Raw genomic sequence first — 21,696 nt, forward strand, 5'->3', positions numbered from 1 at the left:
GCCCGCTCCCACCGTTCTGTCGGCGTCAGGTCCGGGAGCCTTGCAAGTGCGCGATGCTCGCGCCCAGCGCCTGCTGGATATCCGCCAATGCATGCACGCTTTCGGCAAACGGTTCGAACGACAGGTAGCCGCTGTAACCGCTGCTGAGCAAGGTGTCGATCTGCGCCGCATTGCCGAGGATGTCGCCCTCGCCCACCAGCACGCGGTGGCCGTCACGGATCGAATTCAGCGGGGCCTCGGCATCCTCCACCCCGGAGATATGCACCAGGCCGGTCAACTGCGGGAAGAATTCCTGCTCGCTCGCCAGGTGATGGTGAAAGGTGTCGTGCACCAGGCGGAATACATCCAGCCCGCCGATGGACTGGATCGCGTCCACCGCCACGCGTTTGCGGCGCAGCGCACACTCTTCAAAACCCAGCGGCTCGATAAAACCGAGGATGCCGTACTCACGCAGGATCGGCGCCAGTTCGCTCAATGCGGTGCGCAACCCGGCAGCGCGCTGGGCGTCGTTGCGGGTATCGCCGCGCTCATTCAATGGACACATCACCAGGCCCTGGGCGCCGCATTCGCGGGCATAGGTGGCGAGCGTGATCGCCTGGGCGCGGCGCTCGTCGTTCCAGACATCAAAGGGGTACAGCGCGTTGATCGACAGCACGGTGATGCCCTGCACCGCGCAGAGTTCACGCACGCGACTGGCCGGGGTGCCGTATTCGATGTCGCGGCCCTTGAGGTCGTTGCGGATCTCGATGGCATCGCATTTGAGGGACGCCGCCAACTGGATGAAATCCGGCAGGGACAGGTTGGGCGCAACCATGCGATTCAGGGCAAAACGTAGAGGCGACTTCATTATTGTTGTTCTCCGCTCAAACCGATTAGAGATCCAGCAGCCAGCTGTGCTGCGGGTCGTTATGGAAATGCCAGGCGCGCTTGGGGCCGGCCATCACGTTCAGGTAATAGGATTCATAGCCGTACGGCACGCTGACCGGGTGATACCCCTTGGGCACCACCACCAGGTCGCTGTTTTCCACGGCCATGGCCTGGTCGATGCTGCGATCGTCGGTGTAGACGCGCTGGAACACAAAGCCCTGGGGCGGGTTGATCTGGTGGTAGTAGGTTTCTTCCAGGAAGCTCTGGTGCGGCAGGTCGTCGGTGTCGTGCTTGTGCGGCGGGTAGCTCGACGAGTGCCCGGATGGCGTGCGCACTTCCACCACCAGCAGCGAATGGGCCGGCTCGCTGTCCGGCAGGATGTCGCACACATAGCGAGTATTGGCAGCCTTGCCGCGCACGCTGCGCTTGCAGTCTTCAGGCCGGATCAGGCGCGGGGTGTAGCCGCTGGCACCCGGCGCGGCGCACACCGCGATCTGCACATCGCTCAAGGCGGTGACCTGGGCGTCGGTGCCCGGCGGCAGGTAGGCGGCGAACGGGGACTTGTCTTCGAACACCGACTGGCGATCGCCGAGGTTCTGCCAGCTGAAGCCCTCGCCTTCAATGTTCACCCGCCCGCTGAGCAGCACCAGGCACAACTCCTGGTCGCCGGCGGTGACCGGCAGGGTTTCGCCCAGGCTCAGGCGGTAGGCGGCAAAGCCCACGTACTCCAGGCGGCCCTCTTCCAGGGCAACCATGGTTTGTCCGCGTTTACTGCTTTTGACCAGCAAGCTCATGGTGCAGTCCTCTCGCTCAGAAGTGCGCGCAAGGTGTCGTAACCCTTTTTCGCATAGATATAGCTGGGCGCCACGGCCGGGTCCTGCTCGGCCTCCACCACCAGCCAGCCCTCGTACTTCGCGGCCAGCAGCTCATCGAGCAATGGCGCGAAGTCGATATCACCGTCGCCCGGCACGGTGAAGGTGCCGTTGACGATGCAGTCGGGGAAGCTCCACATCTGGTTGCGCGCCAGTTGCACCACCGGTTTGCGCACATCCTTGAAGTGCACGTGGCAGACGCGGTCGATGTGCTTGCGCAGCACCTCGAGGGGTTCGCCGCCGCCCATGTAGCAGTGACCCGAATCGAACAATAGGCCGACTTCCGGGCCGGTGCGTTGCATCAATTGGTCGATGTCTTCCGGGGACTCGACGTAGGCGCCCATATGATGGTGGTAGGCCAGGCGCACGCCCTGGGACAGGGTAAAGCGTGCCAGCTCGGTGAGTTTGTCGGCATAGTCCTGCCAGGCCTGCTCGCTGTGAAAACGCGGGCGTTCGATCAGGCGAATGCGTGAGCCCTGGATCGAGTCGGCGACTTCACCGTACACCAGCACCTTGGCGCCGTTGAGTTTGAGCAACTCGACATGCCCGGCGATGGCTTCGATTTCCTCGGCCACCGAGCGGCGGGCCAGGCGGCTGGAGTACCAGCCGGAGACCAGCGCCAGGTCGTAGGGGCGCAGCACATCGCCGACGCCCTTGGCATCCTTGGGGAATTTGCCGTTGAGTTCAAAACCTTCGTAGCCGATGTCCTTGCCTTCGCTCAAGGCGGTGCTCAGGGGCGTTTCTCCGCCCAGGGCCGGTAGGTCGTCGTTACTCCAGGAGATCGGGTTGATGCCAATTCGGATTGCGGGCATGGCTGCACCTTTATTATTTTCAGGTATCACTGAGATCTGCTTAATGTGGGAGCTGGCTTGCCGGCGATACAGGCAACTCGGGCCTTCAAATACACCGAGGTGATGCCTTCGCAGGCCAGCCAGCTCCCACATTGGACTGCATTTCAAATGGGCGGCTGGGTTCAGCCCCTGGCACTGCGCCAGGCGTTGATCAGTTGTTCGAAGGTGGCCTGCACTTGTTGGATCAGCGTTTCATCGTCGATCTCCCCCGCCATCCACGCGCGGCTTGGCTCCTGGAAGATCGTGCGACCCACGGCGAAACCCCGGCAGGTGGTGCTGTGGCTGGCTTGCTGGAAGCCATCGGCGAGAAACTCGGCCGAAGCGTTCAGGCCCAGCAGCACCACACCACGGCAGTACGGGTCGCGCTCCTGGATCAGTTCGTCGAGCTTTTTCCAGGTCGCGGCCGACTGCGCCTCGATCTTCCACCACGCCGGGTAGATCCCCAGGTTGTACAAACGCTTGAGGCTGCGGTAGAGCACATCCGGGTACGTGGACGGGTGATCCTTGGGCGGGATGACTTCCAGCAGCAGTTCATGCCCGCTGACCAGCGAGGCCTCGTACACCGCCTTGAGTTGCGCCTCCTGTTCCAGGCGCAGCAGCGGCTCGTCGTCGGGGTGGAATTGCACCAGGCACTTGATGATCTGTTCCTGCGGCCAGGCGATCAGGTTGCTGCCGACCGAACGGCCGTGCTCGAACGCCAGCGGGCGCGAGTTCTGCACTTCCACCGGGCGTGCGATCCACCAGCCCCGGCCGCTGGCGGCGTTGAGCGCGTCCTGGCCGAAGCGCTGGTCGGCCAGCAGGCCCACATCGGCCTCGATACCTTGCTCGGCAAGCTTGTGTTCCACGCGTTCAATGGCCTGGATAAACAGCTGCTTGATGTCACTGATCCGGCTCGGGTCCTGGCCACCGCGTTGCGCCAGGTCCACCAGTTGCCAGCGGTGGTCGAAGGCAAACACGAACAGTTGCTTCCAGGTCTTGCGCGGCACGCTGACACGGTGCAGGCGTTGCAGGGTCACGTCCTGGTCCGGGCGGGTAATCGGCACCGGGCTGTTGAACAGGTATTCCAGCTCCGCCGGGGTCGGCATTGCCGGGGCGCAGGCGTGCCGGGACACCACCAGGCCACCGCAGGCATTGGCCAACTGGCTGCAGCGTTCATCGCTGGCATCCTTCAGCCAACCGCTGAGGAAGCCGGACATAAAGGCATCGCCGGCGCCGAGCACGTTGAGCACTTCAACGCGCACGCCGGGGTAAATCTCACCGTCCTCCAGGCGCGCGGGGATGGCGCCGTGGATCACCGTGCACCCCTGCGGACCGAGCTTGACCACCAGGGTCGCCGGGGTCAATTCACGTACGGTTCGCAATGCCGTGAGCAGGTCTTCACTGCCGCCGGCGATGAGGAATTCTTCTTCGGTGCCGACGATCAGGTCAAAACGCGGCAGGATTTTCTGCACGTGCTGGCTGACATTCTGGTCGGCGACAAACCGGGTCTCGCCATCGGCCTTGCCCGCCAGGCCCCACAGCACCGGGCGGTAGTCGATATCCAGCACGCGCTTGACGTTGTGCTTGGCCGCGTAGTCGAGAGCCTGGATGCTGGCCTTGTAGACGCCGTCGGTGGAGAAATGCGTGCCGGTAATCAGCAGGGCCTTGCTGGAGGCGATAAAGGCTTCGTCGATGTCTTCGGCACGCAACGCCATGTCGGCGCAATTTTCGCGGTAGAACACCAGGGGGAAGGTTTCGCGGTCCTTGAGGCCGAGCAGCACCAGGGCGGTGAGGCGCTCCGGGTCGACCTTGATGCCGCTGACATCGCAGCCCTCGCGGGCCAGGGATTCCACCAGGAAGCGGCCCATGTGGTCGTCCCCGACCCGGCTCAGCATCGCTGACTTGAGCCCAAGCCTGGCAGTGCCGAAGGCGATGTTGGCGGAGGAACCGCCGAGGTATTTGGCAAAGCTGGACACGTCCTCAAGCCGTGCACCGACTTGCTGTGCATAGAGGTCGACGCCCAGGCGCCCGAGGCATATCAGATCCAATTGACGCCCACTGGCAAAACGAGTCTGGCCCATGCTGGCTCCTGTTATTTTTATCAGCCTGCGTTGTGCCGCCGTGGCGACGGCAAACGCTCTTGGTGGGAGCAGACTAGAACGTCCGGCGGCCGCAATCAATATTTATTCCATAATTATTTTTAGTGGAATATTTTTTCCAATACGCCAGCATAGGGGCACGCCAGCCCCCGTGCATCGTTTCAGCAGGCCAGCGGGGCCGTGATGCCGGGGTATTTTTTTGCGCCTACCCTGTAGACTTGCGCCACCCATCAGCGCATCAGAAGAACACGCCAGAAGGATTGCCCATGTCCCGCACCGATCCCGAGACCACCCTGGAAGGAACCATCGCCAGCCCTCCGATCAATGCCGAACGCCTGTTGCAGCTGATCACCGACGAATACGAAAGCCTGCCGCGCCAGCTCAAGCGCATCGCCAGCTACATGAGCCAGCAGAGCGACCGGATCATGGTCGACCGCATCAGTGATATCGCCCGTGAATGCGAAGTGCATCCGTCGGCCATCGTGCGGTTTTCCCAGCGTTTCGGCTTCAGCGGATTCAGTGAGATGCAGGCGCTGTTTCGCGAGGCCTACACCCACAAGACCACGCCGGTACAGAACTACCAGCAGCGCATCCGCAGCATGATCGCCAACAAGTCGCAGAAGGCCAGCGGCGGCGACCTGGCGCGTGAATGCGTGAATGCCACGCTGTCGGGCATCGAGCGCCTGGGTCTGGAGCTGGATGACACGGCCTTCGAGAAAGCCGTGGACCTGGTGGTCAACGCCGACAATATCTACGTGGTTGGCGTGCGCCGCTCCTTTGCGGTCGCCGACTACCTGGTCTACAACCTGCAGCACACCAACAAGCGCATCCACTTGATCTCCGGGCTGGGCGGCAGTTACCGCGAGCAGATGCGCAGCGTGCGCGCCAATGACCTGGTGATTGCGATCAGCTTCACGCCCTACGGCAAAGAGACCCAGCACTGCCTGCGCATTGCCCAGCATCACCAGGCCAAGACCCTGATCATCACCGACAGCAACCTGTCGCCGCTGGCCAAGCGAGCGAACGCGGTACTGTTGGTGAATGAGGGGTCGTCGTTTGCGTTCCGCTCGTTGAGCGCCACCTTGTGCCTGTGCCAGGCCTTGTTTATTGCGGTGGCGTACCGGTTGGAATTGAAGGTGGATGAGATCCACGAGCAGGTCGGGTTTGATGACTGAGTGGCGACACTGACGTTCCCCTGTGGGAGCTGGCTTGCCAGCTCCCACAGTTGGGTTCAGCGCCGGGCCTGGGAGCGGCGCATCAGGCGGTACGCCGCAGGAATGACAAACAGCGAGAGCAACGGCGCAGTGAGCATGCCGCCGATCATCGGCGCGGCGATGCGGCTCATGACTTCGCTGCCGGTGCCGCCGCCGAGCAGAATCGGCAATAGCCCGGCGATGATGACCGCCACAGTCATGGCCTTGGGGCGCACGCGCATGACCGCGCCTTCGGTGATCGCGGCCAGCAGGTCATGGTCCTGGCGCTCGGCCCAGGCGTTTTTCAGGTACAGCAGCATGATCACGCCGAACTCCGCCGACACCCCCGCCAGCGCGATAAACCCGACCCCGGTAGCCACCGAGAGGTTGTAGCCCAGCGCATACAGCAACCACACGCCGCCGGTCAGCGCGAAGGGCAAGGTGGCGATGATCAGGAGCGCCTCGTCGATCCGCCGGAACGTCAGGTACAGCAACACGAAGATGATCAGCAGCGTGGCCGGCACCACCAGTTTCAGGCGTTGGTTGGCGCGCTCGAGGAATTCGAACTGCCCCGAGTAGCTCAGGCTCATCCCCGGCTGCAGTTGCACCTGCTGGTCGATTGCCGCACGCAGGTCCTTGACCACCGACGCCAGGTCGCGGTCACGCACGTCGATGTAGACCCAGCCCGAAGGCCGCGCGTTCTCGCTCTTGAGCATCGGCGGGCCATCGTTCACCTTGACCTGCGCGACAGTGCCGAGCGTGATCTGGCTGCCCAACGGCGTGTAGATCGGTAGGTTGCGCAGCGCCTCCAGCGAGTCACGCCATGCCTTCGGATAGCGCAGGCTGATCGGGAAGCGCGCCAGGCCTTCCACGGTTTCGCCGATGGTCTCGCCACCCACCGCGCCGGACACGATCGCCTGCACATCCGCAATATTCAGCCCATATTGCGCAGCGGCCACGCGGTCGATGTCCACGTCGATATAACGCCCGCCGGTCAAGCGCTCAGCCAGTGCCGAACTGACGCCGGGCAGCGTTTTGGCGACCTTCTCCACCGCCTGGGTCACCGCATCGATCTGCATCAGGCTGGTGCCCGCGACCTTGACGCCAATCGGGCTTTTGACCCCGGTGGCGAGCATGTCGATGCGGTTGCGGATCGGTGCAATCCAGATATTGGTCAGCCCCGGCACCTGCACCACGCGGTCCAGCTCCTTGACCAGTGCGTCCGGGGTCATGCCGGGGCGCCATTGATCCCTGGGCTTGAACTCGATGGTGGTCTCGAACATCTCCAGGGGTGCCGGGTCGGTGGCGGTTTCGGCACGTCCGGCCTTGCCGAACACATGGGCGACCTCGGGCACACTCTTGATCAGGCGGTCGGTGCGTTGCAGCAGCTCGCCAGCGGTTTGCGTCGACAACCCCGGCAAGGCCGAGGGCATGTAGAGCAGGTCGCCTTCATCCAGCGGTGGCAGGAATTCGCCGCCAAGCCTCGACAGCGGCCACAACGCACTGGCCACCACCAGCAAAGCCACCAGCAGGGTCAGGCGCGGCCGGTGCAGCACTGCATCGAGGGCCGGTTGGTAGAGCTTGATCAGCCCGCGATTGAGCGGGTTGCGCTGTTCATCGGGAATGCGCCCGCGGATCCAGTAGCCCATCAGCACCGGGATCAAGGTCACCGACAACCCGGCCGCCGCCGCCATGGCGTAGGTCTTGGTGTAGGCCAGCGGGCCGAACAGGCGACCTTCCTGGGCTTGCAGGGTGAACACCGGGATAAACGACAACGTGATGATCAGCAGGCAGAAAAACAGCGCCGGCCCGACCTCCACGGCGGCCTCGGTCATGACCTGCCAATGCTCCTCGCCCTTGAGCACCCGTCCGGGATGGGCGTGGTGCCAGGCCTCGATCTTCTTGTGGGCGTTCTCGATCATCACCACCGCCGCATCCACCATCGCACCAATGGCAATCGCAATGCCGCCCAGGGACATGATGTTGGCGTTGATTCCCTGCACCTGCATGACGATAAAAGCGATCAATACACCCACCGGCAGCGAGATGATCGCCACCAGCGACGAGCGCAGGTGCCAGAGGAATATCCCGCACACCAGCGCCACCACCAGGAACTCCTCCAGCAGCTTGTGGCTGAGGTTGTCCACGGCGCGGTCGATCAGTTTGCTGCGGTCGTACGTGGTGACGATCTCCACGCCGGGCGGCAGGCTGCTTTTCAGTTGCTCCAGCTTGGTCTTGACGGCGGCGATGGCTTCGCGAGCATTCTTGCCGCTGCGCAGGATCACCACGCCGCCCACCGCTTCGCCCTCGCCGTCCAGTTCACTGACGCCGCGGCGCAGGTCCGGGCCGAGTTGAATGCTCGCCACGTCGCCGAGGGTCACCGGTACGTTGTCGGTGCCCAGGCGCAACGCAATCGCGCGAAAGTCCGCCAGGCTTTTCAGGTAGCCGGAGGCGCGCACCATGTATTCGGACTCGCCCATGTTCAGCACCGAACCGCCGGTTTCCTGGTTGGCCTTGCCGATCGCCTCCGTGACCTGTGCCTGGGTGATGCCGCGATTGGCCAGGGCCAACGGATCGAGCTGCACCTGGTACTGCTTGACCTGGCCGCCGATGGTCGCGACTTCCGCCACATTGGGCAGGGTCTTGAGTTCGAACTTGAGGAACCAGTCCTGCAGCGCGCGCAGTTGTGCCAGGTCGTGCCGACCGCTGCGATCCACCAGCGCGTACTGGTAGATCCACCCCACGCCGGTGGCGTCCGGGCCCAACGCGGGCTTGGCCGACGCCGGCAAGCGTGCCTGCAATTGGCTGAGGTATTCCAGCACCCGCGAACGCGCCCAGTACAGGTCGGTGCCTTCGTCAAACAACACATACACGTAGCTGTCGCCGAAAAACGAAAAGCCGCGCACGGTCCTCGCACCCGGCACCGAAAGCATCGTCGTGGTCATCGGGTAGGTGACCTGGTTTTCGACGATCTGCGGAGCCTGGCCCGGGTACGGCGTGCGGATGATCACCTGCACATCCGAGAGGTCCGGCAGTGCATCCACCGGCGTGTTCTGCACCGCCCACAGGCCCCACGCGGTGACAAACAGCGTGGCGAGCAGGACCAGGAAACGGTTGGCCACCGACCAGCGAATCAACCGCGCGATCATGGCTGGCTCCCCGGTTGCAGGCTCATGTCAGAAGGGCCGGACGAGGGGGTACTTATCCCGCGCAAGCTGGCCTCGGAATCCAGCAGGAATTGACCGGAAGCGACCACCTGCTGGCCTTCCTGCAACCCGCTGATGATGACGCTCTGGTCCTGGCTTTCTGTGCCGACCTCGACCTCGACCGGTCGATAGTGCCCGCCCTCCTCGGCCAGCATCACCAACACGCGCTTGCCGGTGCGGATCAGCGCCTCGCTCGGCACGCGCAACACCGGTTGTGTGGAAGATTGCGCCAGGCGCACCTGCGCGGTCATGCCTGGGCGCAAGGCACCGTCGGGGTTGCGCAGCTCGACGCGCACCTGCACGGTACGGCTGTCTGCGGCGGTGGCTGGCAGGATCGCGCTGACGCTGCCGTTGAAGGTCTTGCCGGGCCACCCGACAAATCGACTCTGCACGGTCTGTCCCACCGCCACTCCCGCCGCCTGGGCCTGCGGCACCGCGACTTGCAGCCAGACCGGGTCCACGCCGCTGATGCGTGCCAGGGTCTGCCCGGCCGCGACCGTCATGCCCTCGCGCACGTCCAGGGTCTGCAACGCACCGGCCAACGGGCTGGTGATGGTCAACACCGATTGCACCCGGCCGCTGCGTTCCATGCGCGTGATCACGTCGGCGGGCATGCCGCTCAGGCGCAGGCGCTGGCGCGCAGCGGCCAACCAGCTGGCATCACCGCTGCGGCGCACGGCCAGGAACTCCTCCTGGGCAGCCGCCCACTCGGGGATCAGCAGATCCGCCAACGGCGCGCCGGCCTGGAGTACATCACCCGGCGCACGGGCGTAAACGCGCTCGACAAAACCCGCCGCGCGCGCCTGCACTACGGCCACGTCACGCTCGTTGAACGCGAGGATGGCGGACAGCTCCAGCGTCGGCGTGAGCACGCCCCGGCTCACCGTCGCCAGGCGCACACCGAGGTTCTGTGCCACCTGCGGATCGATCTGCACGGCATGGTTGTCGGCGGTGCTCTCGGCATAGCGCGGCACCAGTTGCATGTCCATGAAGGGCGACTTGCCGGGCTTGTCGAATTTCTGCTGCGGGTACATCGGATCGTACCAGTACAGCGCGGCTTTATCCGGCTGGGCGGCGGCAGGTTTCTGCGCCAGCCAATAGCCCGCCCCCACGCCTGCGGCCAGCAGCACCACAGCGAGCAATCGATTAATCATTGGCGGGTTCCCCATAGGCAAAATACAACTGCGCACCCACCAGGGCACGCTGTTCGATGACATCAATCTGCTTGAAACGCGCGTCGACCAGTTCGCGACGGGCACTGACCAGCGCCATCAACTCGGTCTTGCCGGCGCGATAGCCGGCCAGGCTCAAGGCCACCTTCTCCTCGGCCAGCGGCACCAGGCTGTCCTGGCTACGCTGCACGGCGCGGTCGAGGCGCTGATAGGTGGCCAGGTCGTCGTCGAGCACCTGGGTGTGTTCGCGGGTGGCGGCTTCGCGTTCGGCATCCAGTTGGTCCAGCTCGGCCTGCCGGGCGGCAATCCCGGGGTTTTGCCGGCGGCCGGGGAAAATCGGCAAGTCGAAGCTCAATTGCAGGCTGACCATGTCGCCGTACTCGCGACCGCGATGCTGGTAATCCACTTCCCAACTCCAGTCCGAGGTCTTTTGCGCCTTGGCTTCGCGCAGCCGTGCCTCGGCCTCGCGGGTGCGCGGCGCAAAGGCTTGCAGTTCGGGGTGCTGGTGCAGGTTGTAGGGATGGGCGAGTGGCCAATTCGGCCATTGCCCGCTGGGGGCTTCGCTCGCCGCTGCACCGATCCAGCGTTTGAGGGCGGCGCGGGCCTGGGCGCGCTGTTCGGTCAACGCGTCCTCGCGCTCGGCCAGTTCAGCCGCCTCCTGGCGCGGGATGACTGCATCCGAGGGCTGGCCACGGCCACCGGCCAACTGGGCACGGACGCTGTCGTGCAGCAGGCGATTCTGTTGGTAGAAGTCCTGGAACAAGGCGTCCTTGCGCTCCACCGCATAGGCGCGAATCCACGCCTGGGCAGTGGCCTGGCGCACATTGAGGCGCTCGACGCGCCCTTCGGCCGCCGTGCGCGCCACGGTCGCGTCGGCCAGTTCGACCCGCGCCTTGCGCTTGTCACGGCTGGGCACCTGTTGCTGGATACCGACCATTTGCTCGGTCATGTCATCGCCATACAACGTGCCGCGATCGGGCCCGCCGATGGGGAAGTTTTGCAGGCCTACGACGAGTTTCGGGTCGGGCAATTCACCGGCCGGAATCGCCGCCTGCGTCGCCGCCTGCAGCTTGGCCGACTCGGCCGCGAGCGACGGCGCGGTGGTTTGCGCCAGGCGCAGGGCGTCATCCAGGGTCAGCGCGGACGCCAACAGCGGCCACGCCAGCACGCCCACCGCCAGGGCGCGCATGTAGAGGGAATTCATGCTGAAGATTCCTGTTCTGTTCCACTGCGCGCCGGGTTATGCGGCGCACAGCAAGGCCATCCCGAAGGCGGGATGAGACTTCAGGTGCAACAGGAATCAGTAGCGGGGTGGGCGCCAGACGCCGGACGGCGTGCGGTCGGGGATAAAGTCCGAGGTGGTGCTGAAAAGCTGCGCCGACGCCAGGGTCACAGGCGCCTTGAGCAGCGGCACCGACAGTTGCAACAGGCCGCCGGTCTTGCATTCCTGGCCGGGCTTGCAGGCCTTGCCATGATCCACGCCGTCCTGGCAGCAGTCCGGGGTCATGTCGGTCATCATCGGCATGTCCGCCATCTTCATCGGGCAAGGCTCGGTGCTCGACGGCACGCCCGCCATCCCGGTCAGGGGAAGCGTGAGGCTTAACAGCAGGACCAGGATCAAACGCAGAAGGCGGTTCATGGGGCGCGAGTCTAGCCAAGCGGGCGTTAAGCCGCCATTAACAATTTCGCCAACGTGCGGCCATGGAAGCGGATCTGCGCGAGGGTCAACGCGGTGTAGCCGATGATCACCGCCGGCGGCAGGCGCGCGTCCCGGCAGAACGTGCCCAGGGGCTGCAAGGTCAGGCCGACAGCGGCGGCACGGGTGCAGAAGTCTGGCTCTTCGACCCCCGCCGGCAACCACAGTACAAAGTGCAGGCCCGCCTGCTGGCCGCTGACCCTGAACTGCCCGCCCAGGCATTCCAACAGCGCATCGCGCCGCGCCTGGTAAGCCTGGCGCGACGCCCGCAGGTGGCGCACGAACGCGCCGCTGCCGAGGAACTCCACCAACCCCGACTGATCACCCGCCCCCACCGAATGCCCGGTGAGTTGCAGCGTGCGCAGCAGCGCTGGACGCAGCGCCTTGGGCACCACCATGAAGCCCACGCGCAGGCCGGGGAACAGGTTCTTGTTGAAGCTGCCGCAGTAGATCACCCGGTCGCTGGAGTCCAGGGACTTGAGCGCGGCCAGCGGCGCGGCGTTGTAGTTGTACTCGCTGTCGTAATCGTCTTCGACCACCCACGCCTCGGCACGGGCGGCCCAGTCCAGCAGCGCCAGGCGGCGCGACACCGACAGGGTCATGCCCAGCGGGGCCTGGTGCGCCGGGGTCACATAGGCCAGGCGCGCCGTGTCGGGGAGTTGGTCGGTGTCGAGGCCTTCGGCGTTCACCGGCACCGCGTGGATATGCGCACCTGCCAGGCTGAACAGGCGGCGCGCCGGCGGGTAGCCAGGATCCTCGACACAGGCGGTGTCGCCGGCCTTGAGCAGCGTGCGGGCGATCAGGTCGAGCGCATGGCGAATGCCGGTGGTGACGATCACCTCGTCGGCCTCGCACTGCAGGCCACGGTAGCTGCGCAGGTAATCGGCGATCTGCGCGCGCAGCTGCGGCAGGCCCGCAGGGTGCGCGGCTTCAAGCACGCCAGGGCCCACAGACAGCAGCCCACGGGAAATACAGCGGGCCCAGGTTTTCAGATCGAACAGGCTCGCGTCCGGTCGCCGCGCGACAAAAGGCACGTGGCTCTGCACGCCAGCGTCCGGCTGATCCGGCACCACGGCGCGACGCGGCGCCTGCGTCACCGTCGGCGCGGCCATGAATTGTTCGGGGATCACCGCGCAGACCCGCGTGCCGGAGCCAGCCACCCGCTGCACATAGCCTTCGCTGTGCAGGCGCTCGAATGCCGCTTCCAGGGTGCCACGCGACACCTGCCAGCGCTCCGCCAGGCTGCGCGTGGACGGCAAGCGACTGCCTGCCGGCAACTGCCGATTGAGGATCGCCCCCCGCAACGCCGCGTAGGCACCTTGTTGCTTGCTCGCATCGAGGCCATCGGGACGGGGCAGGTCCAGGGCGGAAGCAGCTTTTCCTCGGCTCATAGTGGTCCACTCTTTCCAGGCATAAATGGCCCACAGGATTAAACCACAAAGCCGCTAGAGTTCGGGCTCTACTCATTGCAAAGAAGCATGCCATGACCCAACGCGCCCTCTCCTCCTGGTTCTGGCTGGTGCTGCTCACCGTACTGATCGGCCTGCCCCGCATCACCCTCGACATGCACCTGCCGGCCCTGCCCGCCATGGCCGACTATTTCCACACCCGCGACAGCCAGTTGCAGCTGATCCTCACCCTGTACACCCTTGGCTCGGCGATTTCCCTGCTGGTCAGCGGTCCGCTGACGGATCGCTTCGGCCGCCGCCCGGTGTTGCTGGCGGGCTTGTTCACGTACGTGGTCGCCACCGTCGCGTGTGCGCTGGCCGACAGCCTCGGCGTGCTGATCATTGCCCGGTTGTTCCAGGCCCTGGGCGGGTGCTGCACCACGGTCATTGGCCGGGTGATCGTGCGCGACTACTTCGACCGCCATGAACAGGCGCGGCTGCTGGGCCTGATCTCCATGGCCATGGCCGTCTCGCCGATGGCCGCGCCGGTGCTGGGCAGCCTGCTGTTGCCGCTGGTGAATTGGCGCGGGCTATTCGTGCTGCTCGGCCTCATCGGCGCGGTGCTGTACCTGTTGGTGTATCGTCGCCTGCCCGAAACCCGCCCGCCGGAGGTGGTCGCCGCGCCGCCGAGCAACCTGCTGCGGATTTATGCCCAACTGCTGCGCCATCGCTACTTCCTGCGCTATTCCCTGGCGATCGGCTGCGTGTACAGCACCTATTTCCCCTTCATCAGCGAGTCGTCGGCGCTGCTGCAGCGTGGTTTTCACCTGACGGCGACCGCCTATGCGCTGGTGTTCGCCGCCACCATCAGCGGCTACATGCTCGGAGCCAACCTGTTCCGTCGGCTGGTGCAGCGATTCGAACCGGATCGCCTGATCAACGCGGCGATTGGCCTGAATGTGCTGGGTAGCCTGCTGCTCGCACTCGCCACCCTGGCGTTGCCGCAGCAATGGCTGGCGATTGTGCTGCCGATGGTGGTGATCATGGTGTCGGTGGGGATGGTGATTCCGGCGTGCCAGCTGTCGGTGCTGCAGCCCTACGGCGCAATCGCCGGGACGGCGTCAGGCCTGTTCTTCTTTACCCAGATGTTCCTGACGGCGCTGAGCAGCTGGGTTACCGGCCTGCTGTCCAACGGCACCTCGCGGCCCCTGGTCATCATGACCGCGCTGGCGAGCGGCTTGCTGCTGACCAGTTGGCTGGCCCTGCGCACAAACAAACGTGGGAGCGGGCTTGCCGGCGAAAACGTTGTGTCAGTCAACTCATAAGTCACTGATACCGCGCATTCGCCAACAAGCCCGCTCCCACGTATTTACCGATTAAGACGGCAATCAGTGCATAAAGATCGCGATCAGGATGATCACCGGAATAGGCACACCGAGGAACCAAAGCAGTAATGAGCGCATGTTGTTCTCCTTGAATTAACGAACGAAGTGTTCAGTTTCGACATACACCACCGCATCCCGGCGACGACCGCCGAAGGTTGCAGCGAAGCTGGCGAAAAACGCACCGATCAGCAGGGCCACGAACATCCACAGCGACGTCCAGGCAGCGACTTTGGCGGCGGTGTCAGCAGCTTGCTTGGCTTTGAGCTTGGCGTCTTCGAGGGCTTTACGGGCGTCACCGTAGACCTTGTCGATGCGCGCCTCGGCGTCAGCCTGGCTGAGGTTGGTGCGCTGGCTGATCAACTGGGCCAGGTAGGCACGGTCTTCAGGGGCCAGTTGGCCGTCGTTGCTCAGGGTGCGGGCAAAGATGCGCGCAACCACGCCGTGGACCGCGTCATCACTGACGGCGGCTGGGCGGTCGTCACGGAACAGGCTGTCGACGTAGTAGCCGAAGTCCTGGCCGTTGGCACCTTTGGCCGCACTGCCGGCGGCCTGGGTGACACCGCTGGCAGCACCGGACGCCACACTAGCACCCGCTTGCACGCCACCGCTGACCACGCTGCTGACCGAGCCGACCACCAGGGTCGCGGTAATCAACGTGGCCACGGCCCAGGCCAGGAAGCCATGGGCGGTGTCGCGAAAGTACACCTCATCGCCGTGCATATTGGCCCATTTCACGCGCAACCGGCCGGCAATGTAACCGCCCAGGCCGGACGCGACGATCTGGGTAAACGCCAGCCAGATAATGGTGGAAATGCCAAGCCCCTTGGCGCTGATGCCGCTATCGGCCCACGGCGACACCGCCGAAAAGCCCAGGCCGAAACCCAGCAGTACCAGAATCAGGGACAGTGCAGCCGCGGCTGCGGCCCCGGCAAAAATCGCCCCCCAGGAAACCCCGGAGAGCGCGCTCGACTCTTGCAGCGTGGATGAGGATGTGATCATTGTTGTTTTGCTCCCGGCAGGAAAAATAGTGTTACAACTCTCAAAAGGGACAGTGCAGGCAGCGTGCCAGTCGCTCCAAAATTTAAAATCCTTATATTTCAATAAGTTAACTAAATTGAACTAATTTGAACCATGCAACTTGCAAGAAATGACCGAACAAGGCGGGCGTTATGCAATCCCAGGCTGAACACTCACCTGTAGGCGCCGGCGTGCTGGCGATAGCGCGATTCCCGGCGCCAACAGCACTGGCGGACACACCCCTATCGCCAGCAAGACGGCGCCAGCGGGATCGCGTGCCAAGTGATGAAATTTTTGTCAGTTTTGCCAACATGACGTTTTATTTAGGAAGCGTTCAGCCATTTATTGGCAAAATGCTCCCACTTCTGTAGGAGCCGGCTTGCCGGCGATTGCGGTTTTCCTGTGTGAAAGGTAATCCCATGACCCGTATTTTGACCATCGAGGATGACGCCGTAACGGCCCGCGAGATCGTCGCCGAGCTGAGTAGCCATGGACTGGACGTAGATTGGGTGGACAACGGCCGCGAAGGCCTGGTCCGTGCCGTGAGCGGTGATTACGATCTGATCACCCTCGACCGCATGCTGCCCGAACTCGATGGCCTGGCCATCGTCACCACCCTGCGCACCATCGGCGTGTCCACGCCGATCCTGATGATCAGCGCCCTCTCCGACGTCGACGAGCGCGTGCGCGGCCTGCGCGCCGGCGGCGATGACTACCTGACCAAGCCCTTCGCCTCGGATGAAATGGCCGCCCGCGTCGAAGTGCTGCTGCGGCGTAAAAGCACGGTCAAGGAGTTCGAGACCGCCCTGCGCGTGGCCGACCTGGAACTCAATCTGATCAGCCGTGAAGCCAGCCGGGCCGAACAGCCGCTGAGCCTGCTGCCGACCGAATACAAACTGCTCGAATTCCTGATGCGCAACACCGGGCAGATCCTGTCGCGGATGATGATCTTCGAGGAAGTCTGGGGGTATCACTTCGACCCGGGCACCAACTTGATCGACGTGCACATCGGTCGCCTGCGCAAGAAAATCGATCCACCGGGCCTCACGCCGCTGATCCGTACGGTACGAGGTTCCGGTTATGTCATTGCTGAACCCCTCTAAGGGCTGGCGCTCCTCCAGCAGCCGCCTGCTGGCGCTGTACAGCTCGTTGTTCGTCGCCTGGAGCTGCATCCTCATGGGGGTGCTGTACTACGAAGTGTCGGGTTACCTGGGTGATCTGTCGCGCCATTCGCTGATGCAGCGCCAACATTTGTTCCAGCGTTTCGACGGCGAGGAACTGGTGGAAGCCCTGACCACCAGCATGACCTTCGACATGAAGGGCGTGGACGCCTACGGCCTGTTCGACGAGCAGTTTCGCCCCTTGAGCGGGCCGATCCGCGCGATTCCGCCCGACTTGCCGCTGGACGGCAAGATCCACGCGCTGGCCAACTGCGTCGATTCCGACGACCCCAAACTGCCCAAGGACAGCTGCGACGCCGTGGCCACCCACACCGACGACGGCCGCTGGCTGGTGCTGGTGCGGGCCAACGGCTCGTTGTTTGGCGTGACGCGAATCATCTGGCACGCGCTGTTGTGGGCGCTGTCGCTGACGATCATTCCCGGCGCCGCTGGCTGGCATTTGCTGCGCCGCCGCCCGTTGCGCCGGATCCGTGGGATCCAGGCCAGCGCCGAAGCCATCGTCGCCGGCGACCTCACTCACCGCCTGCCGCTGTCCAACCGTCGTGATGAGCTGGACATGCTCGCAGCCATCGTCAACGCCATGCTCGACCGCATCGAGAAGCTGATGAACGAGGTCAAGGGCGTGTGCGACAACATCGCCCACGACTTGCGCACGCCGCTGACCCGCCTGCGGGCGCAGCTCTACCGCATCCGCCAGGAAGCGGAGGCCGACTCGCACTACGCGGTAAAACTCGACGATGCGATTACCGAGACTGACACCCTGATGGCACGCTTTCGCGGGCTGCTGCGGATCTCGGAATTGGAGGACCACCAGCGCCGCTCAGGCTTCCTGGTGATGGACCCGCTGCCACTGCTGCGCGAACTGCATGACTTCTACCTGCCCCTGGCGGAAGAAGGCGAATTGCAGCTGCGCCTTGAAGTCCCCGAGTCCTTGCCGTGGATCACCGGCGACCGCGCACTGTTGTTCGAAGCGTTGGCCAACCTGCTGAGCAACTCGATTAAGTTTTCCCCACCGGGTGGCGAGGTGATCCTGCGGGGTCTCAACGATGCCGGCAGCACGCGCATCGAAGTCCACGACTCCGGCCCGGGCATCCCGGCCGCCGAACGTGATGCGGTGTTCCAGCGCTTCTACCGCGTGGATGAAGGCGACCAGCAAGGCGGGTTCGGCTTGGGCTTGTCGATTGTGGCGGCGATCATCAACCTGCACGGGTTCAAGCTCGAAGTCGGCAGCAGCGAGCAAGGCGGCGCCCGCCTGATTCTCGAATGCCGCCAGCAACTGATGCCGGAAGCCTGAGTACTCCCCCGGGTCAATAAAATGTGGGAGCGGGCTTGCTCGCGAAAGCGGTCTGTCAGTCACCAACAGTATCGACTGATCCACCGCATTCGCGAGCAAGCCCGCTCCCACATTGGAATGGTGTTGCCTGGCTGATCGAGTCAGGCCGGGAAATTGGCCCGCAGCGCTTCAAGCCCGCCGCTGTACACCCCGGCAAACAGCTCTTCCACCGCCGCGTCCGTGGTCCCCGCCGCCGGCGTGAACACGCCGGACCAGGTCACTTTCGCCGACGATTCGCCGAGCGCCTCGACCTGCAAGGTCGCCAGGTAAGCACTCACCGGAAACGGCGATTGCTCAATGGTGTAGCTGTAAGTGCGCCCGACGTTATCGAAGGCCTGCAGGCGCTCGACCACCACGCCGCCGTCGGCAGTCTGCAGGTGCCGCACGCGGCCGCCATCGCTGGGCTCGCTCTTGACGATGAACGGCAGCCAGTCCGGCAGGCTGTTGAAGCCGCCCACCAATTGCCAGACCTGATCGGCCGACACCGGAATTTCAATCACAGAAGACGCTGTTGCCACGATAAATACTCCAGAAGGTAGAAAATTCAGATCGCCATGCTGTCGACGACACCACCATCGACCCGCAACGCGGCACCGGTGGTCGCGGAGGACAGGGGTGAAGCAATGTACGCCACCAGGTTCGCCACTTCATCCACATTCGCTGCGCGCTGGATGATCGAAGTGGGTCGCGCGTTTCGCACAAACACATCGGCCTCGTCCCGTGCGCTGCGCCCGGACTTCGCGGTGGCGTCCTTGAGCATCTGCTCCAGGCCGTCGGTGAAAGTCGGGCCCGGCAGCACCGCGTTGACGGTCACCCCAGTGCCGGCCAGGCGCTTGGCCAAGCCGTGGGACACGGCCAGGTTGGCGCTCTTGGTCACGCCGTAGTTGATCATGTCCGCCGGCGTTGCCACCCCGGATTCCGAGGACAGGAAAATCACCCGCCCCCAGCCCTGCTCGACCATGCCCGGCACGTAGTGGCGCGCCAGGCGCACACCGGAGATCACGTTGACCTCGTAGAAGCGTGTCCATTCGCTGTCCGGCGCTTCGAAGAAATCCACATCGTTGAAGATGCCCAGGTTGTTGACCAGGATGTCGGCACGCGGTTCGGCGGCGAACAGTGTGTCGGCGCCCTCAGCGGTGCCCAGGTCCGCCACCAGCCCGCGCAGGTTGGCGCCGGGCACCGCCTGGCGAATGCTCGCCAGTGCGTCATCGACCTTGCCCGCTTCGCGCCCGATCACCACCACGGTGGCGCCGGACGCTGCCAGGGCCTGGCTGATACCCAGGCCGATGCCTGCCGTGCTGCCGCTGACGATGGCAACTTTGCCGCTTACATCAATCTTCATGCTTGAATCCTCGTATTAGAGCGGCAGTGGTGCGCGGTCCGAGACCAAGTGGGCATCGCGCAGGGCCTGCCAGAAGGCTGCCGGAATCTTCTCTGACAACGCCGCGACGTCTTCGGCAATCCGCCCCGGACGACTGGCACCCGGAATGACCGCCGCCACGGCAGGATGCGCCAGGGAGAACTGCAGCGCCGCCGCCTTCACGCTCACGCCAAAGGCCTGGGCAATCGCCTTGATCTGCTCGACCTTGTGGATGATCGCCGGGCTGGCCGGCTGGTATTCGAAGTGCGCGCCCCCGGCGAGGATCCCCGAGCTGTACGGGCCACCGACGACGATTTCGACCTGCTGCGCCAGGGCGGCGTCCATCAAGCGCTGCAGGGCGCGGTCGTGGTCCAGCAAGGTGTAGCGGCCGGCCAGCAGGAAACCGTCGGGTTGGGCTTCGGCAAGGTCCAGGGTCAGCTCGCAGGGCTCGACGCGATTCACGCCCAGGCCCCAGGCCTTGATCACGCCCTCTTCACGCAGGCGGGTCAGCACCTTGAAGGCGCCGGTACGGGCCTGGTTGAAGTAGTCCAGCCACTGGTCGCCGTAGAAGTCCTGGGCGATGTCGTGAATCCAGACAATATCCAAGCGATCGGTCTGCAGGCGGTTCAGGCTGTCTTCGATGGAGCGCAAGGTGGCATCGGCGCTGTAGTCGTTGACCATCTTGTTCGGGCGGCCGTGTTCGAACACGCCGCTTTTTTCACCGAGATCACGCGCGCTTTCTTCGACTTCGTCGAGGATCAGGCGGCCGACCTTGGTGCTGAGCACGAAGTCGTCGCGACGGTATTGCGACAGGGCCTGGCCGAGGCGGATTTCCGACAGGCCCGAACCGTAGAACGGCGCGGTATCGAAGTAGCGCACGCCCTGGTTCCAGGCGGCCTCGACGGTGGCCTGGGCTTCTTCCTCAGGAATGGCGCGGAACATGTTGCCCAGCGGGGCCGTGCCAAAGCCCAGTTGGCCGGGCAATTTGTCTTTCAAGCTCATGGTGGATCCTCAATCGGGTTCAGGGTCGCTGTGACCGTTGAGCAGATCGTAGATTGCCTAGATCGGACCGTCCAAGACATACTGCGACCAACTTGAGTCCCAAGAGGTCTTACATGATTGATCTACGCCAGTTGCGCTACTTCGAAGTGGTCGCTGAAGAAGAACACGTTGGCCGCGCCGCCGAGCGCCTGCATATCTCGCAGTCGCCGTTGAGCCGGCAGATTGCCCAGCTCGAAGAACGCCTGGGCCTGACCCTGTTCGAACGCAGCCAGCAACGCATCCGCCTGACCCGCGACGGGCAGACTTTCCTCGCCGAGACCAAGGCCCTGCTGACCCACGCCAATCGCCTCGAATCCCTGGGCAAGCGCCTCGGCCGTGGTGAAGAAGGTGGCCTGTGCATCGGCTACATCGAGAACGCCATGCACGCCGGCGTGCTGCCGAATGCCTTGCGCATCCTGCGCGACGACCGGCCCACCGTGCACATCAAGCTGTACAACCTGCCCTCCCTCGAACAACTCGAAGGCCTGCGCCAGCGCAGCCTGGACATCGCCCTGGTGGCGGAACCACCGGCCGCCGATGACCCGGACCTGACCGCCCTGCAAGTGCTGGACGACCCGATGCTGCTGGCCCTGCCCGAGCATCACCCGCTGGCCAGGCAGACTGAACTGCTGCCCGAGCACCTGGCCGATCAGGAGTGGATTGGCGTGCAGCGCAAACCCGGCGCCAACCCCGCCGATGACTTTGTCGCCGCCTGCATCCGCGCCGGTTTCACCCCGCAGATTCCCATGGAAGCCAGCGAGCCGTTCACCGCCTTGGGCCTGGTCGCCTCCGGGTTGGGGGTGGCGATGGTGCAAAAAGGCCTGAGCCGCAATGCACCGCCGGGCGTGGTGCTGCGCGAACTGCCCTGGCTGACCTACACCACGCCACTGTGGGCGGCGTGGCACCGGATCAACCTGCGCCCGCTGGTGGAAACGTTCCGCAAGGTACTCACCGAACCCACGGGCGAATAGGACTCCAACCGTCAACACCTTCAGCCACGACGCCAATCCTGAGCCCTGCATACATCCAAAATGTGGGAGCGGGCTTGCTCGCGAA

At 64.3% G+C, this 21,696-nt stretch carries 18 protein-coding genes; 5 read left to right on the forward strand and 13 right to left on the reverse strand.

The window, feature by feature from the left end:
• Nucleotides 1–25 precede the first annotated feature (25 nt).
• From AC07OJ_RS22550 to AC07OJ_RS22565, 4 genes are all read right to left on the reverse strand, one after another.
• A complete protein-coding gene (locus tag AC07OJ_RS22550) occupies nucleotides 26–847 on the reverse strand; it encodes a TIM barrel protein (protein ID WP_495095229.1) in 822 nt (273 codons plus the stop codon).
• 25 nt (nucleotides 848–872) lie between these two features.
• On the reverse strand, nucleotides 873–1,661 hold the full coding sequence (gene iolB, locus AC07OJ_RS22555; RefSeq protein WP_065906288.1) for a 5-deoxy-glucuronate isomerase: 789 nt from the start codon (nucleotides 1,659–1,661) through the stop codon (nucleotides 873–875).
• Nucleotides 1,658–2,551, reverse strand: coding sequence for a myo-inosose-2 dehydratase (gene iolE / locus AC07OJ_RS22560; RefSeq protein WP_120448327.1), 894 nt, complete (start codon nucleotides 2,549–2,551; stop codon nucleotides 1,658–1,660). Before iolE ends, iolB begins: the two co-directional genes overlap by 4 nt.
• 161 nt (nucleotides 2,552–2,712) lie before the next feature.
• On the reverse strand, nucleotides 2,713–4,650 hold the full coding sequence (locus AC07OJ_RS22565; RefSeq protein ID WP_495095230.1) for a bifunctional 5-dehydro-2-deoxygluconokinase/5-dehydro-2-deoxyphosphogluconate aldolase: 1,938 nt from the start codon (nucleotides 4,648–4,650) through the stop codon (nucleotides 2,713–2,715).
• Nucleotides 4,651–4,934: 284 nt separating this feature from the next.
• On the opposite strand from AC07OJ_RS22565, the gene AC07OJ_RS22570 reads away from it, so the two are divergent.
• A complete protein-coding gene (locus tag AC07OJ_RS22570) occupies nucleotides 4,935–5,843 on the forward strand; it encodes a MurR/RpiR family transcriptional regulator (protein WP_065906283.1) in 909 nt (302 codons plus the stop codon).
• Nucleotides 5,844–5,899: 56 nt separating this feature from the next.
• Here the strand turns inward: AC07OJ_RS22570 and AC07OJ_RS22575 are convergent, their stop codons facing one another.
• The 5 genes from AC07OJ_RS22575 to pdxR form a co-directional block, all read right to left on the reverse strand.
• Nucleotides 5,900–9,010 (reverse strand): efflux RND transporter permease subunit, encoded by a 3,111-nt coding sequence (locus AC07OJ_RS22575; protein WP_495095231.1) that lies wholly within the window; start codon nucleotides 9,008–9,010, stop codon nucleotides 5,900–5,902.
• The gene (locus tag AC07OJ_RS22580; RefSeq protein ID WP_495095232.1) at nucleotides 9,007–10,221 is read right to left on the reverse strand and encodes an efflux RND transporter periplasmic adaptor subunit; all 1,215 of its coding nucleotides are present in this window, start codon (nucleotides 10,219–10,221) and stop codon (nucleotides 9,007–9,009) included. The genes AC07OJ_RS22575 and AC07OJ_RS22580 overlap by 4 nt, the downstream gene beginning before the upstream one ends.
• Nucleotides 10,214–11,443 carry a TolC family protein gene (locus AC07OJ_RS22585; protein WP_495095233.1) on the reverse strand — a complete coding sequence of 410 codons (1,230 nt, stop codon included), beginning with the start codon at nucleotides 11,441–11,443 and terminating at the stop codon, nucleotides 10,214–10,216. The genes AC07OJ_RS22580 and AC07OJ_RS22585 overlap by 8 nt, the downstream gene beginning before the upstream one ends.
• Nucleotides 11,444–11,539: 96 nt before the next feature.
• Nucleotides 11,540–11,878 (reverse strand): hypothetical protein, encoded by a 339-nt coding sequence (locus tag AC07OJ_RS22590; RefSeq protein ID WP_495095234.1) that lies wholly within the window; start codon nucleotides 11,876–11,878, stop codon nucleotides 11,540–11,542.
• A 26-nt stretch (nucleotides 11,879–11,904) separates the two neighbouring features.
• The gene (pdxR, locus tag AC07OJ_RS22595) at nucleotides 11,905–13,326 is read right to left on the reverse strand and encodes a MocR-like pyridoxine biosynthesis transcription factor PdxR (protein WP_495095235.1); all 1,422 of its coding nucleotides are present in this window, start codon (nucleotides 13,324–13,326) and stop codon (nucleotides 11,905–11,907) included.
• A 92-nt stretch (nucleotides 13,327–13,418) separates the two neighbouring features.
• Between pdxR and AC07OJ_RS22600 the strand changes: the two genes are divergently transcribed.
• Nucleotides 13,419–14,648, forward strand: a complete 1,230-nt coding sequence (locus tag AC07OJ_RS22600; RefSeq protein WP_495095236.1) for a multidrug effflux MFS transporter — start codon at nucleotides 13,419–13,421, stop codon at nucleotides 14,646–14,648.
• Nucleotides 14,649–14,801: 153 nt separating this feature from the next.
• Here AC07OJ_RS22600 and AC07OJ_RS22605 read toward each other — a convergent pair whose 3' ends face one another.
• A complete protein-coding gene (locus AC07OJ_RS22605) occupies nucleotides 14,802–15,707 on the reverse strand; it encodes a hypothetical protein (protein ID WP_065906266.1) in 906 nt (301 codons plus the stop codon).
• A gap of 437 nt (nucleotides 15,708–16,144) precedes the next feature.
• Here AC07OJ_RS22605 and AC07OJ_RS22610 point away from each other — a divergent pair, with 437 nt between their 5' ends.
• Together AC07OJ_RS22610 and AC07OJ_RS22615 are read left to right on the forward strand one after the other, a co-directional pair.
• Nucleotides 16,145–16,828 (forward strand): response regulator transcription factor, encoded by a 684-nt coding sequence (locus AC07OJ_RS22610; RefSeq protein WP_003219726.1) that lies wholly within the window; start codon nucleotides 16,145–16,147, stop codon nucleotides 16,826–16,828.
• Nucleotides 16,806–18,200 (forward strand): sensor histidine kinase, encoded by a 1,395-nt coding sequence (locus tag AC07OJ_RS22615; RefSeq protein WP_065906264.1) that lies wholly within the window; start codon nucleotides 16,806–16,808, stop codon nucleotides 18,198–18,200. Before AC07OJ_RS22610 ends, AC07OJ_RS22615 begins: the two co-directional genes overlap by 23 nt.
• A 140-nt stretch (nucleotides 18,201–18,340) precedes the next feature.
• Here the strand turns inward: AC07OJ_RS22615 and AC07OJ_RS22620 are convergent, their stop codons facing one another.
• The 3 genes from AC07OJ_RS22620 to AC07OJ_RS22630 are packed head-to-tail and all read right to left on the reverse strand — an operon-like array spanning nucleotide 18,341 to nucleotide 20,601.
• Nucleotides 18,341–18,757: an SRPBCC family protein gene (locus AC07OJ_RS22620; RefSeq protein ID WP_065906262.1), complete on the reverse strand. Its 417-nt coding sequence runs from the start codon at nucleotides 18,755–18,757 to the stop codon at nucleotides 18,341–18,343.
• A 26-nt stretch (nucleotides 18,758–18,783) separates the two neighbouring features.
• Nucleotides 18,784–19,581, reverse strand: a complete 798-nt coding sequence (locus tag AC07OJ_RS22625; protein ID WP_120448318.1) for an SDR family NAD(P)-dependent oxidoreductase — start codon at nucleotides 19,579–19,581, stop codon at nucleotides 18,784–18,786.
• A gap of 15 nt (nucleotides 19,582–19,596) precedes the next feature.
• A complete protein-coding gene (locus tag AC07OJ_RS22630) occupies nucleotides 19,597–20,601 on the reverse strand; it encodes an aldo/keto reductase (protein WP_065906260.1) in 1,005 nt (334 codons plus the stop codon).
• 113 nt (nucleotides 20,602–20,714) lie between these two features.
• On the opposite strand from AC07OJ_RS22630, the gene AC07OJ_RS22635 reads away from it, so the two are divergent.
• Nucleotides 20,715–21,611 (forward strand): LysR substrate-binding domain-containing protein, encoded by an 897-nt coding sequence (locus tag AC07OJ_RS22635; RefSeq protein WP_065906259.1) that lies wholly within the window; start codon nucleotides 20,715–20,717, stop codon nucleotides 21,609–21,611.
• Nucleotides 21,612–21,696 lie beyond the last annotated feature (85 nt).

It is taken from the genome of Pseudomonas sp. GW821-FHT09C08, from assembly GCF_059418125.1.